Source organism: Streptomyces chattanoogensis (assembly GCF_001294335.1).
Lineage (GTDB): Bacteria > Actinomycetota > Actinomycetes > Streptomycetales > Streptomycetaceae > Streptomyces > Streptomyces chattanoogensis.
The window spans coordinates 31,642-49,618 of the sequence record NZ_LGKG01000158.1; the positions used below are offsets into that span (position 1 = coordinate 31,642).

Consider the following 17,977-nt stretch of genomic DNA (forward strand, 5'->3'; position numbering starts at 1 on the left):
TCGCGCTGCTCCTGCTCCGGGAGCGGCACCCGCATCGGGGCAAACAACAACTTATGCAGGCTTTCGGGGGATAGCTCAGTCATGCGACAAGCCCAGCAGAGCAGACGATCACCGCGGTAGTGGCGCGGACCCTCTCTATCGAGTGATTCTGGCGGATGGGGGAGAAGCGCACGACGCTGGCTCCGGAGCCAACCCCCGAACAAGCCACGCATTGCACCTGCTTCGCGGCTTTCTGAAGACCGCGGAACGCAAGGGACGCGGCGCGATTTTTAGGTGATGCGATGCTGATGGGGCATCAACTTGGCCTGGTTGCACTTAGGTTGTAAGTGAATCCCTCTTCCGCTGACAGCCCATCAGGGAGTCGGGTACGCTCGCGGCGGTGGCAGTCTCCGCCCTTGCACGGACGAAGGCTCAGCGGGGAGGCGTGTCCGTGGCACGCCACAGCAAACCAGGGGGGCGCAGGCGTGAGCCTGGAGCGCATCGCGGGCCGTTTCTGTGTCGTTGGAGCGATAGGCCGGGGCAACATGGGTGAGGTGCACCGGGCCGTGGACCGTGAGGCGGACGAGACCTCACCCGATCGCATGGTGGCGGTGAAGACGATCCTGCGCCGCCGTTCGGGTGCGTTAATCGATTCACAGGCCGACGCCAAGACCATGGCCCGGTTCGCCCGCGAGGTGCGCATCATGCGCATGCTGGACCACCCCAACCTGCCGCACATCATTGACGGTGGCGTGGACGTGGCCAACGGGAACCTGCCGTACCTCGCGATGGAACTGCTCAACGGCGCGTCTCTCGCGGACCTCATCGAGGAAGAGCCCCAGCTCCCGGTCGCCTGGGTCGCGGCCATCGGCGCCCAGATCGCCAACGCGCTCACCGCCGCCCACGCCGCCGGCGTCATCCACCGCGATCTCAAGCCCGCCAACGTGATGCTCACCGAAGGCGGTGTGGTCAAGGTCCTCGACTTCGGCATGGGCCGTCTCGTCGACGACCCCGACGGTACGCAACTCACCAGCAGTGGCGTCACCGTGGGCACCGCCCGCTACATGGCTCCCGAACAGTTCCAGGTCAGCGGGGTCGCCCCTTCCGCAGACCTGTACGCGCTCGGCTGTGTGCTGTACGAGATGCTGAACGGCGTACCGCCCTTCGTCGGCGGGAGTTCCTTCGAACTCGCCCACAAGCACATCCATGACACCCCCACGCCCATCCGACTGATCCGCAGCGACGTCGACGAAGCCCTGGCGCGGCTCGTCGAGCGGATGCTCGCCAAGAACCCGGCCGACCGCCCCACGGATGCGGTCGCCGTCCGTGAGGCCCTCCTTCCGTACGCCACCCAGGACGGCGACCGGTCGCTCGTCCTCAGCTGGGCGGCGTCCGACCCGGTACGCCACCTCGCCGCCGCCCGCGCCGAGGAGCGGCAGCCCCAACCGGCGCGCAGACAGCCTGACCCCTCCGGCGAGCGGCGCCCCGCCGCACCCGGCATGGACGTGTTCGGCCTCCATCGCCAACTGATAAGTGACTACCGCGACTTCACCGAGGGCGGCACGGTCATCCGTGACGAGCGCATCGCGGAGTTCGTCCAGGACGACCTCAACGCCAAGTCCCAGTGGCCCGACCCCTGGCTCTCCCTCAACCCCTTCTTCGCCGCCGCCGGCACGGTTGCCGAACTCGCCGGCAAGAAGGTGCTCGAGGACGCCTGTGCGCGTATTTTCCAGGCGGGCAAGACCGAGGGCGGCACTGCCTGCGATGGGCGTCCGCTCACCCTGCACCAGCACCAGCGCGAGGCGATCGACGCCGCCGAGTCCGGCGCCTCGTACGTCCTGACCACCGGCACCGGCTCCGGTAAGTCGCTGTCGTACATCGTGCCGATCGTCAACCGGGTCCTGCGGCAGCGGGCACAGGAGGCTTCCGGGGCGCCCGGCCGGGTGCGGGCGATCATCGTCTACCCGATGAACGCACTGGCCAACAGCCAGCTCAAGGAGCTGGAGAAATACCTGTGCGACGGCTTCGGCGCTGGTCGGGAGCCCGTCACCTTCGCCCGCTACACCGGCCAGGAGGACGACGCCCGCCGCAAGGAGATCCGCGACAATCCGCCGGACATCCTGCTCACCAACTACGTGATGCTGGAGCTGATGCTCACGCGGCCCGACGACCGCAGGAGCCTCGTCAAGATGGCCAGGGGCCTGGAGTTCCTGGTCTTCGACGAACTCCACACCTACCGCGGTCGCCAGGGCGCCGACGTCGCCTTCCTCATCCGGCGCGTCCGCGAGGCCTGCCAGGCCGACGGCCTCCAGTGCGTCGGCACCTCCGCCACCATGTCCACCGAAGGCTCGCTCGACGACCAGAAGCAGGTCGTCGCCGACGTTGCGTCCAAGCTCTTCGGTACCACGGTCCACCCCGAGCACGTCATCGGCGAGACCCTCGTCCGCGCCACCGACGAGGCACCCGACACCGTACCCGCCGAGCGCCTCAGGGCCCCCGCCGCCCCGCGCGCGTACGACGACCTGGTTCGCGATCCACTCGCCCGCTGGATCGAGACCCGTTTCGGCCTCGCGACCGACGAGGCCACCGGACGCCTCGTACGGCAGATGCCGGAAAAAATCGAGAACGCCGCCACGGACCTGGCCGAGCAGAGCGGGGTGTCCGAGGAGCAGTGCGCCGAGGCCATCCGCCTCGCCCTGGAGGCCGGCTCACAAGCCAAGCACCCGGTCACCGAGCGCCCCCTGTTCGCCTTCCGGCTGCACCAGTTCCTGTCCAAGGGCGACACCGTCTACGTCACCCTCGAGGACAAGCTCACCCGTCACCTCACCCGCGACTACCAGCGCGAGCAGCCCGGCTCGGGCGGCAAGATCCTCATGCCGCTGGCGTTCTGCCGCGAGTGCGGTCAGGAGTACCTGACGGTGTGGTGCACCGAGAAGGACGGTGACATCCGCTACGAGCCGCGCCGTGACACCGCCGCCACGGGCGGCCGGGCCGGGGACGGCTACCTCCACATCGACCCCGAGCGCCCCTGGCCGCACACCGAGGACGAGGCGATCGCCGACCGCCGGTTGCCCGAATCCTGGCTGGAGCTGGACGACAAGGGACAGGAGGTCGTCAAGAAGTCCTACCGTGACCGGCTGCCGCGCCCGATTACCGTCGACCCGTACGGCGTCCAGGGCAGTGGCGAACTGAAGGCCGCCTTCATCCCGTCCCCGTTCCTGTTCTGCCTGCACTGCGGGGTGTCGTACGAGCAGACTCGCGGCAAGGACTTCGCGAAGCTGGCCACGCTCGACCAGGAAGGGCGCTCGTCCGCGACCTCGCTCATCTCCGCGTCCATCGTCCGCTCCCTCAAGTCCGTGCCCGCCGACGCCCTGGACAAGGAAGCACGCAAGCTCCTCACCTTCGTCGACAACCGGCAGGACGCCTCCCTCCAGGCCGGCCACTTCAACGATTTCGTCCAGATCACCCAGCTGCGCGGAGCCCTCTACCGTGCCACGGTCCAGGCAGTGGAGGACGGCGAGGACGGCATCCCCCACGAGGAGCTCGCCTCCCGCGTCGCGGGCGCCCTCGGCCTCGAACCGGTCGACTTCACCGGCCAGTCCGACCTCCCGCCGAACATGCTGCGCAACGCCGCCAAGACCCTGCGCGACGTCATTGCCTTCCGGCTCTACCTCGACCTGGAGCGCGGCTGGCGCATCACCATGCCCAACCTGGAACAGACCGGCCTGCTGGAGATCGACTACGCCGACCTCGGCTGGCTCGCCGAACGGCAGGACCGCTGGGACACCACCCATGCCGCCCTCCGTGACGCCGACCCGGCCCTGCGCGCCGAGATCACGAAGGCGCTGCTGGACGAGATGCGCCGCGCCCTCGCCGTCGACGTCCAGTACTTCCGCGACGACTTCGACACCCTGCAGCGTGCCAGCGAGGAGCGCCTGATCGACCCCTGGGTCGTCACCAAGAGCGACAGTCCCAAGGTCGGTACCGCCTACCCCCAGCCGTCCCGGCCCGGCATGGACCGCTCGGGGCTCTTCCTGTCCGCGCGCGGAAAGTTCGGCAAGTACCTGCGCCGTACGAACACGGCCTTTCGGGAGCTGCCGAACGACGACATCCAGCTGGTCATCGAGGAGTTACTCAAGGTCCTTGCCAAGGCCGGACTGGTCACCGAGATCGGCGAAGCCCCCCAGCGCGCGGGCCGCGGCCGCCGCGCGGCATCGGGGCCCGCCGTCACCGGCTACCGGGTCTCCGCGGCCTCCCTCATCTGGCGGCCCGGCACGGGAGAGACCGGAGCACACGACCCCCTCACCCGTACGTACGCCAGCGGCGACGGCCCGCGCGTCAACACCTTCTTCCGCGACCTCTACAAGAACGCCGCCGTGGCCCTCGCCGGCTTCGCCGCCCGCGAGCACACCGCCCAGGTCGACCCGGGAGAGCGGGAGCGGCGCGAAGAGGCCTTCCGCAAGGCCGAGCTGAAGCTGCTCTACTGCTCGCCGACGATGGAGCTGGGCGTCGACATCTCCTCGCTCAACGCCGTCATGATGCGCAACGTCCCGCCGACCCCGGCCAACTACGCCCAGCGCAGCGGCCGGGCGGGCCGTTCCGGCCAGCCGGCCCTCGTCACCACCTACTGCGCCACCGGCAACAGCCACGACCAGTACTACTTCCGCCGCTCCGAGCGCATGGTCGCCGGCGCGGTCGCCCCGCCCCGCCTCGACCTCGCCAACGAGGACCTGGTCCTCTCCCACCTCCAGGGCATCTGGATCGCCGAAGCCGGACTCAAGCTGGGCAAGGCGATACCGCAGGTCATCAACATCGGTTACGTGGAGGGCTCCGGCCGCCCCCAGCCCGCCCTGGACCTGCATGACGACATCTCCGCGGCTTCACGCGACACCGACGCACAGGCCCGCACCGTCCGGGCCGCGTACCAGGTCCTCGGCGGACTGCTGCCCGACTTCGCCACGACCACCTGGTGGGACGACTCCTGGATCGAGGAGAAGGTCCGCACCGTCCCGGAGCGGTTCAACGACGCCTTCGACCGGTGGCGCGAGCTGTTCTCCGCCGCGCTCGACGACCAGTACATCCAGAACAAGCGCGTCCTCGACCACACCCTCTCCGAGCGCGACCGCAGGATCGCGGTGAGCCGGCGCAAGGAGGCCGAGACCCAGCTCAACCTCCTCAAGAACGAGACCCCGGACAGCAAGTCGGTCCTCTCCGACTTCAACCCCTACCGCTATCTCGCTTCCGAGGGCTTCCTCCCCGGCTACTCCTTCCCCCGCCTCCCGCTGGCCGCCTACATCCCCACCACCGGGCGCCGCTCCGGCGACGGCGACTTCCTGCAACGCCCGCGCTTCCTCGCCATCCGCGAGTTCGGCCCCGGCGCGCTCATCTACCACGAGGGCGCCCGCTACCAGGTCACCCGCATCCAGCTGCCACCGGACGCCTCCGGCGACGTCACCACCAGCGAGGCCCGCCGCTGCGGAAGCTGCGGATATCACCACGACCCGCGCGACCGCGCCGACCGCTGCGAGATGTGCAACGAGCCGCTCGGCCAGGCCACGTACGGCCTGCTCCAGCTGCACACCGTCTACACCCAGCGCCGTGAACGCATCTCCTCGGACGAGGAGGAGCGCCGCCGGGCCGGCTTCCGCCTGGTCACCTCGTACCGCTTCCAGGACCACGGCACCCGCCCCGGACGCCAGGATGCGCTCGTGTACGACGCGGCCGGGCAGCTCGCCACCCTCTCGTACGGCGACTCGGCGACCATACGCATCACCAACCGGGGCCGGCTGCGCGCCAAGAAGGACGAACCGGACGGCTTCTGGCTCGACCCCGGCGACGGCCGCTGGATGAACGAACGCGACGCCTCCGAGGCCTCCGGCGACTCCAGCGAAATGCCCGTCGTCGACGCCGACGGCAACGAGAAGCGCCGCAAGAAGCGGGTCATCCCGTACGTCGAGGACCGCCGCAACATCCTCGTCGCCAGGCTCGACGAACCGCTGCCGGAGCCCGTAGCGCTGTCGCTCATGTACGCCCTGGAACGTGGCATCGAGGCCGCCTTCGAGCTGGAGGACTCCGAGCTCAACAGCGAACTGCTGCCCCCGGACGACGGCCCGCGCGACCGCCTGCTCTTCACCGAGGCCGCGGAGGGCGGGGCAGGGGTGCTCCGCCGCCTCCAGGCGGAGCCCGACGCCTTGGCCAAGGCGGCCCGCCAGGCCCTGGCCATCTGCCACTTCGACGAGCACGGCGAGGACCTGGCCAGGCCTGGCACCGAGCGGCCGTGTGCCCGAGGCTGCTACGACTGCCTCCTCACGTACAGCAACCAGCTCAACCACGGCGCCATCGACCGCCACACCATCCGCGACCTGCTGCTGCGCCTCGCCGCCGCCGACACGCGGACAACCGGACGCGGGGAGACCCGCACCGACCAGCTCCAGCGGCTGTCCGCCCAGTCGGACACCAGCCTGGAACGGGACCTCGTGACCTGGCTGAAGGAGCGCGGGCTGCGGCTCCCCGACGAGGCACAGCACCTCGTCACCGAGGCCCTCGCTCGTCCCGACTACGTCTACCGCCTCCCCGGCGTCAACGTCGCCGTCTTCGTCGACGGCCCGGTCCACGGCCACGAGGCCGTCGCCGAGCGCGACGCGGACGCCGAGGACCGGCTCCTGGACGCTGGCTGGGACGTCGTCCGCTTCCCGCACGACGGCGACTGGCCCGCTATCGCCCAGCAGTTCCAGCGGTATTTCGGCCCAGGTGCCACCAGCTCCTCCGGCAGACGCTGACCGCGCGCAGCCCGCGCACACCTTTTCCCTTCTCCGAGGAACCTCAGAGGAATCCACCCTTCCATGACGACGCCCACCTACTCGGCCGGTTCTCTGGTCACTGCCCGCGGCCGCGACTGGGTCGTGCTCCCCGATAGCGCCCCCGACATGCTCGTCCTGCGGCCGCTCGGCGGCGCCGACGACGACATCGCCGCCGTCTTCCCCGCCCTCGAGCCCGTTGAGGACGCCCGGTTCGCTGCCCCGGACCCGAGCGACCTCGGCGACGCCAAAACCGCCGGCCTCCTGCGCTCCGCCCTGCGCATCGGCTTCCGCTCCGGCGCGGGCCCGTTCCGGTCGTTAGCCGGAATCGCGGTCGAGCCCCGCGCCTACCAGCTCGTCCCGCTCCTCATGGCACTCCGTCAGAAGACGGTCCGCATGCTGATATCCGACGACGTCGGCATCGGCAAGACCGTCGAGGCGGGCCTCATCGCGAGCGAACTCCTCGCTCAGGGAGAGGCGAAGGGCCTTGCCGTGCTCTGCTCCCCGGCGCTGGCCGAGCAGTGGCAGGAGGAGCTGCGCACCAAGTTCGGTATCGACGCCGAACTCGTCCTCGCCTCCACCGTCTCCCGCCTGGAGCGCGGCCTCGACCTCGGCCAGTCCCTCTTCGACAAGCACCCTCACGTCGTCGTCTCCACCGACTTCATCAAGTCCACCCGCCACCGTGACGACTTCGTACGTCACTGCCCCGACCTGGTCATCGTCGACGAGGCGCATACCTGTGTCGCCGCCGACGACAACGCATCCACCCAGAATCAGCTCCGATACGAGTTGCTGAGCCGCATTGCAGAGGACGCCGAACGCCATCTGCTGCTGGTGACCGCCACCCCGCACAGCGGCAAGGAATCCGCCTTCCGCAATCTGCTGGGCCTGGTCAAGCCGGAGCTCGCCACGGTCGACCTCGATTCCAAGGCCGGCCGGGAGCTGCTCGCCCAGCACTTCGTCCAGCGCAAGCGGGCCGACGTGCGCAAGTACCTCACCAAGGAGGACGGCCTCGCCGACGACCGGCTCGCCGAGCAGACCGCCTTCCCCTCCGACCGCCAGTTCAAGGACGAGACCTACCAGCTCTCCCCGGCCTACCGCGCGCTGCTCGACGACGCCATCGCGTACGCCAGCGAGCGGGTCGAAGCAGCCGGCAGCCAGGGCAAACGCGAGGCTCGTATCGCCTGGTGGTCCGCCATCGCCCTGCTGCGCTCCTTGGTCTCGTCCCCGCGCGCCGCCTCCCAGACTCTGCGTACGCGCTCCGCCGCAGCGTCCGCCGCCGACGCGAAGGAGGCCGACAATCTCGGCGCTCCCTTGACGCAGGACTCCAGCGACGGTGACGCGTTGGAAGGCCTCGATGTCGCGCCCGGTGCGCAGACCGAGGATGCGGGTGCCCGTCTCGCCGAACTGGCGGACCGTGCGGCGGAGTTGGAAGGATCCGGCGGGGACCTGAAGCTGAAGGCACTGATCAAGCACGTCAAGGCACTGCTCGCCGACGGCTACAACCCCATCGTGTTCTGCCGCTACATACCGACAGCTGAGTACGTGGCCGAGCAGCTGGACGGCAAGCTCGGCAAGAAGACGGACGTCGGGTACGTGACGGGCACGCTCTCCCCTCAGCAGCGCATCCAGCACATCGAGGAACTGGCCCGCAAGGCGGGCGACGACCCGGCCGCCCGGCGGGTGCTCGTCGCGACGGACTGCCTGTCGGAGGGTGTGAACCTCCAGCACCACTTCGACGCCGTGATCCACTACGACCTCGCCTGGAACCCGACCCGCCACGACCAGCGGGAGGGCCGCGTCGACCGGTACGGGCAGAAGCGCGACCAGGTGCGCATCATCACGCTCTACGGCAGCGACAACGGCATTGACGGCAAGGTCCTCGACGTGCTCATCACGAAGCACCGGCAGATCCGCAAGGACCTGGGCGTTTCCGTCTCCGTCCCTGATGAGATGTCGACAGGCGTGACGGACGCGATCGTGGAGTGGCTGCTGATGCGGGGCCAGCAGGCCCAACACGGGCAGCAGGAAGGGCTGTTCGAGGTCGACGCGCTGGGCGCGATCGACGCTCGGGCGAAGCAGCTGGAGAAGGACTGGAACTCGGCCGCGGAGCGGGAGACGACCTCCCAGGCGAAGTTCGCCCAGCGCCGTATCCACCCGGAGGAGGTGGCCCGCGAGGTCGCCGCCATCCGCGACACCCTGGGCAGCGCGGGCGAGGTCTGTGACTTCGTACGGCACTCCCTGGCCGCGCTGAGCGGTGTCCTACGCGACAGCAGGGATGGCTCTGGGGACTTCACCGCCGATGTCAGCGGTACCCCGGCCGGCCTGCGCGATGCGCTCGCACCGGTCATTGGCGGCGACATCGTCGAGACCGGAAAGCCCGTTCCGTTCCGCACGACATCGGCCGTGGCACGCGGGGAGGCCGCCCTGGTCCGTACGGATCCGGTGGTCGGCGCCGTCGCCGGGCATGTCCTCAACGCCGCGCTCGACGCCCATGCCGACGGCACCCGCCCCGCCCGCCGCTGCGGAGTGATCCGTACGACGGACGTCACCACCCGCACCACGTTGCTGCTGGTCCGCTATCGCTTCCACCTCACCCTCCCCTCACGGAACGGCGAGAAGCAGCTCGTCGCCGAGGACGCCCGGCTGCTCGCCTTCGAGGGCGCCCCGGCGAACGCGGTGTGGCTGACCCAGGGGGCCGCGGTGCGCATGCTGGACGCACAGGCCACGGAGAACACCGATCCGGCCTTCGGCGAGCGCACCATGCAGCGCGTACTCGACCAGCTGCCGTCGGTGGACACGCACCTGGAGGCGTACGGCGACGAACTGGCCGACGAACTGCGCGAATCCCACCGGCGGGTGCGCACCGCCTCCCGCGAGATCGTCCGGGGCCTGCGCGTGACCGCCCAGAAGCCTGCCGACGTCCTCGGCGTCTACGTCTACCTGCCGGTGCTCTCTGGAGGAGCCGCCTGATGTCCGCCACCACCCGCAACCAGGTCTTCTCCGCCGTCCACACCGTGGGCGGCCTGCTCCCCGCCGACATGCTCGTGCGTATCTCCGAGGGGAAGGACGTCCCCGGCTCCAAACCCGCGGACTATGGCGTCATCGGCTCCCGCTCGGTACGCGACGACGCCGAGAGGCACTGGGACTACCTCAAGTCGATCTGGCGTGAGCTGCGCGCGAAACTGCCGGTCGCACCCGAGGCCGAGACACCCGCCGACCCGACGGGACTGGCCCGCAGCCAGTGGCTGGAACCGCTCTTCGCGGAGCTGGGGTTCGGGCGTCTCACGATGCTGGGCGAGTCGGGCGCCGCGTCCGACGACGGGACCAAGATCTTCCCGATCAGCCATCGCTGGAACCATGCGCTCATCCACATGACCGCGTGGAGCACATCCCTGGACAAGCGACCGGCACCGGGAGAGGTTCCGCCGCAGTCGCTGGTTCAGGAGTGCCTGAACCGAGCTGAAGCGCATCTGTGGGGTGTCCTGACGAACGGCCGGCAGCTGCGGCTGCTCCGCGACTCCAGCGCGCTCGCGACGGCGTCGTATGTGGAATTCGACCTCGAAGCGATCTTCGACGGCGAGCTGTTCAGCGAATTCGTGCTGCTGTACCGGCTGCTGCACGTGTCCCGCTTCGAGGTGGCGGAGGGCGCGGCGCCTTCTGGGTGCCGGCTGGAGAACTGGCGCACCGAGGCCATCGACTCGGGCGTGCGCGCGCTGGAGCAGCTGCGCAAGGGAGTGCAGAGCGCCATCACCACGCTCGGCACGGGCTTCCTCCGGCACCCCCACAACCGGGAGCTGCGTGAGGAACTGGACGTCAGAACCTTCCACTACGCGCTGCTGCGCCTGGTTTACCGGCTGCTGTTCCTGTTCGTGGCCGAGGACCGCGGGGTGCTGCATGCGCCGTCTGCGGATGCTGCTGCAAAGGAGCGATACGTCGCGTACTTTTCCTCCACGCGGCTTCGCCGCCAGGCGCAGCGGCGGCGCGGTACGGCCCATGGCGACTTATACGAGACCCTGCGCTTCGTCCTGTCCGGCCTCGGCAACGACGACGGCCGGAAGGAGCTGGGGCTCCCCGCGCTTGGCGGGATCTTCGACGACACCGAGGCCGACAAGCTCCTGCACGACCTCAAGCTTTCCAATGAGCATCTGCTCGCCGCTGTACGCGCCCTGGCGACGGTCCGCGACCCCGGCGCGAAGCGGACCCGTGTCATCGACTACCGCCACCTGGACGCCGAGGAACTCGGCTCGATTTACGAGTCCCTGCTGGAGCTCGTCCCCAAGCACGAGGCCACCGAGCGCAGCTTCGAACTGGTCGAGCTCGCGGGTAACGCCCGCAAGACCACGGGCTCTTACTACACCCCGTCGTCGCTGATCGACTGCCTGCTGGATTCGGCGCTCGACCCGGTCATCGACGACGCGGTGAAGCGCGGCGAGATCCGCGCTACGAGGTCGGGGCAGCCGGACCCTGGCCCGGCGATTGTCGAGGAACTCCTCAACCTCACTGTCTGCGACCCGGCTTGCGGCTCCGGTCACTTCCTCGTCGCGGCGGCCCGGCGTATTGCCAAGAGGGTTGCGGCGGTCCGCGAACAGAACCCCGAGCCGACGATCGACGCCGTACGCCACGCCCTGCACGAGGTCGTCGCCCGCTGCATCTACGGCGTGGACCTGAACCCCATGGCCGTCGAACTCGCCAAGGTGTCGCTGTGGCTGGAGGCCATGGAACCGGGCAAGCCGCTCGGCTTCCTGGACGCTCACATCAAGCACGGCAACGCGCTGATCGGCGCGACGCCTGCGCTTCTGGCCGATGGCATACCGGACGATGCGTTCAAGCCGATCGAGGGCGATGACAAGAAGATCGCGTCAGCGGTGAGGAAGCGTAACGCCAAAGAGCAGGCCGGCCAGCTCATCTTCCACACGGAGGAGCGCATCTGGGTCTCCAACGCAGCCTTCGCGGCGACCCTCCGCGAGATCACCGACGCCCCGTCCAACACCCTCCGGGATGTGCGGCTCCAGTCCAGCCGCTTCCGCGAGCTGGAGCAGTCCGCAAAGTACGTCAGCGCGCTGCACATCGCTGACGCCTGGTGCGCGGCGTTCGTCTGGCCGAAGTGGTCCGGCGCGCCGACCCCGGTCACGGAAGGCGTGTTCCGCGACCTCCAGAGCCCCGGAGCGGGCATCCCGGTGAGCACGAATGAGGAGATCATCCGCCTCGCCGAGCAGTACAAGTTCTTCCACTGGCATCTGGAGTTCCCCGAGGTCTTCCGGGTCCCGGATGCCCCTGCCGCCGACGCGGAGGTTGACGAGTCGGTGGGCTGGACCGGGGGCTTCTCCTGCGTGCTCGGCAACCCGCCGTGGGAGCGCATCAAGCTCCAGGAACAGGAGTTCTTCGCCCAGCGCGACGAGGCAATCGCCACGGCCCCGAACGCTGCTGCCCGCAAGAAGCGCATTGCGGCCCTGCCGACGACCAACCCAGAACTCTTCGCCGAGTTCATCGCGGCCAAGCGTCGCGCGGAGGGCGAGAGTCAGTTCCTGCGCTCGTCGCTCCGCTACCCGTTCACCGGTCGAGGCGACATCAACACGTATGCCGTGTTCGCCGAGACCGACCGCGTGCTCATCCGCCCGACGGGCCGTACAGGCGTGATCGTACCCACAGGTATTGCCACCGACGCCACGACGCAGTTCTTCTTCAAGGACCTTGTCCAGCACGGTTCTCTTTCCTCGCTATACGACTTCGAGAATGAAGAGAAGGTGTTCCCTGGGGTTCACAATCAGACTAGATTTTGCCTGCTGACCATTATGGGTTCAGGGACCCCTGAAGCGGGCATTTCACTAGTCTTTAAAGTGCGCCAAGTTGAACAGATCAACGAACGGCGCTTCAGCCTTAAGCCTGCCGATATCGATCGCATCAACCCCAACACTGGAACTTGTCCAATATTCCGCACTCGTCGCGATGCCGAAATAACTCTCGACATCTATCGTAGCGTGCCCGTCCTCATCAAGGAGGGTGACCCCAACGGTAATCCCTGGAACTTGTCGTTCACGACCATGTTCCATATGTCGAACGACTCTCACCTATTCCACACCCGCGAGCAACTCGAAGCGGAAGGCTGGACCCTCACCGGTAACACCTTCGCTCGCGATGCTGACCGCATGCTCCCGCTATACGAAGCTAAAATGTTCCACCACTACGACCACCGCTTTGCCACGTATGAGGGGGCAACCCAAAAGCAGTTGAACAAAGGGACTCTTCCGCAATCCACTCCTGCAGAGCACAATGACCCGGAGTATCGCGGCATACCCCGGTATTGGATTCACAGTTCGCTAGTGGAGAAGGAGGTATCCCGCAAGCCGTCGCGCACTAAGTGGTTCCTTGGGTGGCGAGATGTCACCAACAATGTCAGCGAAAGGACGATGGTCTCGTCGTTTGCCCCGCTAGCTGGGTACGGTCACAAGTTCATGCTGACTGCGGGTGGCGTAAATGCCGTACTGCTTGGCGCCGCTTGGTCTTCTATCGCTCTGGATTATGTAGCTCGGCAAAAGATCGGCGGTTCCTCAATGAGTTTCTTTATTGTGAACCAGCTCCCGGTCCCCAGTTTGCAGCAGCTATCTCGGCATCGATCCTTTATTTTGCGAAGGGTGCTGGAACTCACGTACACGGCCTCCGACATGGACGCTTTCGCCAACGACTTGGGTGACATCGGCGCTCCCTTCCACTGGGACGATTACCGCCGGACGATTATCCGCGCCGAGCTGGACGCGCTGTTTTTCCACCTCTACGGCATCGCCCGGGACGACGTGGACTACATCCTCGAAGCCTTCCCCATCGTCAAGCGCAAGGACGAGGCGAAGTGCGGCTCCTATCGCACCAAGGATCTTATCCTCGACTTCTACGACCGCATGGCCGCCGCCGGCCTAACCCTCGATAACCCGCTCTTGGATGGCGAGAACTACACGTCCCCGCTCGCCCCGCCCCCGGGCAAGGGCCCCCGCCATCCGGCCCGACCCGAGTACGACTGAGGGCCCGTCGCAGCACGGCTGAGCATGCAGAGGGGCTCAGCCGTGCGCGACGTAGCTTACGAACCGCTCCCACTCGTCGCGCCCGATGGTGAGATGCGGCCCCGCCAGGTCCTTGGAGTACCGGCTGATCCGTGATGGCAATCTCCGCGCAGCTGTCTCCCTGGCTGCAGCTGTAGCTGGACTTGAGCCAGGCGAGTTCCGTCGTGCTCATTGCGCTCCTCGCAGTCGCTCCAGCAGACCCTGAGAGTCTTTGGGGGCAGGGCCTGTGAGCGCACTGTGTCATAGCGCTGGTGGAGGAGAGTGACCTCTTATCGGTCGGCGATCAACCGGCAGTTCTGCTGCCCCTCGGCGTACGCAAGCCGTCGGCCGTCGGGCGTCTCAAGCAGCTGCACGGGACCGTCCAGGCATGCAGGCAACCTGGCCTCAAGCGGCACGACTTGAAGCGTCACGTTACGTAGTGCGCTGAGCTCCAACACGTGGTCGATGAGCTCCCGCATCTGCTCCGTGTCACCGAACCTGCGCCGGAACACGGACTCCTCCACGATGAAGCTGAACGCAACGTGCGGACGTTCGCGGAGCATGAGTTGGTGCTCCATGCGGGCAGTTACCTGAGCCTCCGGTTGCTCGTCGGTCAGCAAGGGAATCGTCCCCTCGAAGACGGCCCGCACGTAGCCCTCCGAATGCAACAACCCCGGCACCAGCCTGCACTCATACGTACACAGGCTCACGGCCACCCGCTCCAGCCGAGCCCACCGCCGGAACCACGCCGCCAGCCCCGGCTCGCCGCGCGTCAGGTGTTTCGCCGCTCTCCGCAGGGCACCCGTGTTGCCCAAGGCAGCCTCCGCCCGCTCGACAAAGGTCTCGTCGGGCATCCGGCGCCCCAACTCCACCGTGTGCTTGGAGAACCGCACCCGCTCCCCGAAGTCGGCCCGACTGAGGCCGGCGTGCTCGCGTAACGCCTGGACGAAGGCCCCGAAGGTCCGCAGGCTGTCGGAGAGGTCCGGCTCCCGCTCCCCGTCGCAGGCCGTTGGGTCAGTGCTGTCGGTCATAGGCGGCCACCTCCGGGACGTGCGTTGGTTCCCCCGCGCTCAACTCACCGTACGTACGTTCGTGCAGCTCCTGTCGTCCACACGGCGCGGTGCCCGGCTCGCACGGCTGCTCGCCGAGCTCGCCGCGAATGCCGCGCAGCACGGGTGCGTACGCGGCCGTGACTTCCGGCTCGCGCTGGCCTACGCTCCCGGCTCCGGAGCCGGGCCCGGCATGCTCCGTATCGAGGTCACCGACGCCCGGGGCGAGCGATGGCCCGCGCCGGTCTCCGGCACGATCACCGCCACCGACAGCGAATCCGGCCGCGGCCTGCTGCTGTAGTCGCGCTCACCGACAGCTTGGCCACGGCCCCGTACCTGCCAGGTGGCAAGGCCGTCTGGGCCGAGGCCAGGGTTCCAGACGCAGGCCGTCCGCCTGACTGCCGACGCCCCGGCCGTAACGGTCTAGCGGCCTAAATCCCGCCGTCGTTCGGCCAAGCACCGGCGCCACAGCTCGTAGCACCGGCGGGCTTCGTGCAGCGCATCCCGGGCGAAGCGCTCGTCGGCGAAGCCCGTCCGGGCGACGCCCTGGACGACGTTGACCAGGTGAGCGGCGACCCGCGAGACACGTTGCCGGTGGGCGTGTTCCAGCCGCGGTGCCAGCTCCGCCTCACGGTCGGCCATGGCCATCAGGTCGTCGTACTCGCCGTCGTCGTACGAGGACGGAAGCGGCGGCAGGTCATCCTCGGCGAGACGCACCACGGCTTGCGGGGCGCCTTCATCGTCGGCATCCCGCCCCAGGATGCGGTTCATCAGCTGGAGCACCGCCATGGAACGCCGGACCTCCGAGGCCGTGGCCTCGAGCGCGTCCAGCTCGGCGCCGACGTCATCCGCAGCCTCCAGAGCGAGCAGCTCCCGCAGCCGTGCGGCGGCCTTCTCACCCCGCGCGCCGGCCTCGTCGATGACCGTGTCGCACGCATCGAGCTCGGCGAATGCCCGTTCAGCGGTGCGGATGGACGCGAGCACCATCCCGGCGGTGTCCGTCTCGAACCGGCCCACCGCTCGCCTCAGCTCCGCGACGGACATCGGCACAGCCGCAAGCATGTCCTCAATGTGGTGTGTGCGTGCGGGCAGTCTGCTCTCCACCCTTCTCCTCTCGCCCAGCGCGCCGCCCGAGGGCGTGGCCGGAAATGTGCGGGCGGTCAACATCACGCGCCGCGTACCTCAGAATACTCATCTGATCGCACGTGACGGTGGTTTCGGCCTGATGGGCGAGGCCGCCGTGTACCGATCTCGACCTCATCCACGAAGTGAGCGGGGGACCGATGACCGACGAGTACCCGGAGTTCCGTCTGCGGCTGCCGAACGGCGGGCCCGAAGCCCGAGGGCGGCTGCTGGCGGAGAAGGGGACGAACGGGAGCCAGAAGTTCGTCGTCTACGGGGGGTCCCCGGTGCGGAAGGACGTCGTTCCCTCTTTCCGCACACAGATGCCGTTCGCCTACCGGCTCCGGGAGCAGCTCGTCGCGGAGGGGACGATCCAGGATTCCCAGACCTGGCCGGGGTACCTGGAGCTTTCGGTGACCACCACGTTCAACTCGCCGTCCGCGGCGGCTGCCGTTCTGCTCGGCAGCAGCAGCAATGGATGGGTGCAGTGGAAGACCGCGGAGGGCCATCCGCTGGCCGACTACCTTGAGCAGGTCTCGTGGGGCCCGAACCGAGCCTGGCTGGTGCGGGGGTCCAACGTCTCCGGCCTTGATCTCGTCCAGCGTTTGTGGCTGCCCGAAGGGCTGGTGACCCTCGCCGCCCGGCATCTGCGGCAGAGCGTCGAGCAGGGTACGAGCAAGGACCGGCTGCGGACGGCCGTCGAGGAGGACTACGCGTCCACAGCGACGTACAACCAGAAGCTGGAACTCGTCGAGGAACTGCATTCCTTCTTTTCCCGGATGAGGCCGGGCGACACCGTGTGCACCATCTCCGGAGGTCGTCTCTACGTCGGAGAGATCACCGGATCCGCCGAGCAGGTCGCCTCCGAGGACGGGCGTTCCAATGTGCGACGGCCGGTGGACTGGGCGGACAACGGGCACGCATATGAGGACCTTCCCGGGGAGCTCCAGCAGAAGCTTTCGGTGCAGCACGATGTCGTCGACCTGACCGCGGTGAAGGACCTCATCGACGGCCTCGGGATAAGCGACGAGGAGCTCATCGAGGAGGCCGAGGCGGCCGACCGGGGCCAGAGCCTGGAGATTCCTGCGATCACCGCTCGCAGGAAACTGGAACTCCCCGTTCCTGGTGAGGAGTTGAGAAAGAAGCTGCTGGTCCACTCGGGGGACTGGCTCCGCGAGGTCCGCGACCTGCTGTGGGACGAGAAGCAGATCGTCCTGTATGGGCCGCCGGGAACCGGCAAGACGCATCTCGCGCTCGAACTCGCCGAATTCCTGGGTGGCGGGCGAGAGCAGGTGAAGCTGGTGCAGTTCCATCCCTCGTACGCGTACGAGGACTTCTTCGAAGGCTTCCGTCCCCAAGAGGATCCTGAGACGCGCGAGGTCGCCTTCCGGCTGGCAGCCGGACCGCTTCGCGAACTCGCCGACCTGGCCTCGCGCGCGGGCAACCGGCACGTCCCGCACTTTCTGATCATCGACGAGATCAACCGCGCCAATCTGGCGAAGGTATTCGGTGAGCTGTACTTCCTGCTGGAGTACCGGGATCAGAGCCTGCGGCTGACCTACTCGGGCGACGACTTCTCCCTGCCGCCCAACCTCTTCGTGATCGGCACGATGAACACAGCCGACCGGTCCATCGCCCTCGTCGACGCGGCCATGCGGCGCCGCTTCGCGTTCGTCGAGCTGTCGCCGCGGACCGAGCCGACGAGCGGGCTGCTGCGGCGTTGGCTCACGCAGGAGGGCAGGGACAGCGAGCCCGCCGACCTGCTGGACGAGCTCAACTCCCGTATCGACGACGCCGACTTCCGCATAGGTCCCTCGTACCTGATGAAGGAGGGGGTCCAGCGGGATGGAGGGCTGGAGCGCACCTGGCGTACGAAGATCCTGCCGCTGCTCGAAGAGCACCACTACGGTGAGGGCGTCGACATCGAGAAGCGGTACGGGCTGACGGCGCTCCGCGCCGCCCTCGCCGCGGGTACCGACGAGCCCGCGCCGTGACT

At 68.0% G+C, this 17,977-nt stretch carries 7 protein-coding genes and 1 pseudogene; 5 read left to right on the top strand and 3 right to left on the bottom strand.

Features of this window, described 5'->3' with window-relative positions; genetic code table 11:
- The first annotated feature begins 524 nt into the window (after window positions 1–524).
- The 3 genes from ADL29_RS28415 (at window position 525) to ADL29_RS28425 (ending at window position 13,792) form a co-directional block, all read left to right on the top strand.
- Window positions 525–6,758: a protein kinase domain-containing protein gene (locus tag ADL29_RS28415; RefSeq protein WP_425424290.1), complete on the top strand. Its 6,234-nt coding sequence runs from the start codon at window positions 525–527 to the stop codon at window positions 6,756–6,758.
- 63 nt (window positions 6,759–6,821) lie between these two features.
- Complete coding sequence (locus tag ADL29_RS28420) at window positions 6,822–9,749, top strand: DEAD/DEAH box helicase (protein WP_053926434.1); 2,928 nt, start codon at window positions 6,822–6,824, stop codon at window positions 9,747–9,749.
- Window positions 9,749–13,792: an Eco57I restriction-modification methylase domain-containing protein gene (locus ADL29_RS28425; RefSeq protein ID WP_053926435.1), complete on the top strand. Its 4,044-nt coding sequence runs from the start codon at window positions 9,749–9,751 to the stop codon at window positions 13,790–13,792. The genes ADL29_RS28420 and ADL29_RS28425 overlap by 1 nt, the downstream gene beginning before the upstream one ends.
- Before the next feature lie 36 nt (window positions 13,793–13,828).
- On the opposite strand, the gene ADL29_RS46705 is transcribed toward ADL29_RS28425, so the two are convergent.
- Together ADL29_RS46705 and ADL29_RS28430 are read right to left on the bottom strand one after the other, a co-directional pair.
- Window positions 13,829–13,933, bottom strand: coding sequence for a DUF397 domain-containing protein (locus ADL29_RS46705; RefSeq protein ID WP_425424289.1), 105 nt, complete (start codon window positions 13,931–13,933; stop codon window positions 13,829–13,831).
- Window positions 13,934–13,999: 66 nt separating this feature from the next.
- Window positions 14,000–14,841 (bottom strand): annotated as a pseudogene (locus ADL29_RS28430) (helix-turn-helix domain-containing protein).
- Between the two features lie 61 nt (window positions 14,842–14,902).
- Between ADL29_RS28430 and ADL29_RS28435 the strand changes: the two are divergent.
- Window positions 14,903–15,160: a hypothetical protein gene (locus ADL29_RS28435; protein WP_245689672.1), complete on the top strand. Its 258-nt coding sequence runs from the start codon at window positions 14,903–14,905 to the stop codon at window positions 15,158–15,160.
- A 122-nt stretch (window positions 15,161–15,282) separates the two neighbouring features.
- Here the strand turns inward: ADL29_RS28435 and ADL29_RS28440 are convergent, their stop codons facing one another.
- Window positions 15,283–15,921, bottom strand: coding sequence for a hypothetical protein (locus ADL29_RS28440; protein ID WP_157878594.1), 639 nt, complete (start codon window positions 15,919–15,921; stop codon window positions 15,283–15,285).
- A 221-nt stretch (window positions 15,922–16,142) separates the two neighbouring features.
- On the opposite strand from ADL29_RS28440, the gene ADL29_RS28445 reads away from it, so the two are divergent.
- Entirely contained in the window at window positions 16,143–17,975 is a 1,833-nt protein-coding gene (locus ADL29_RS28445) for a DUF4357 domain-containing protein (RefSeq protein ID WP_053926437.1), read from the top strand.
- The last annotated feature ends 2 nt before the right edge of the window (window positions 17,976–17,977 follow it).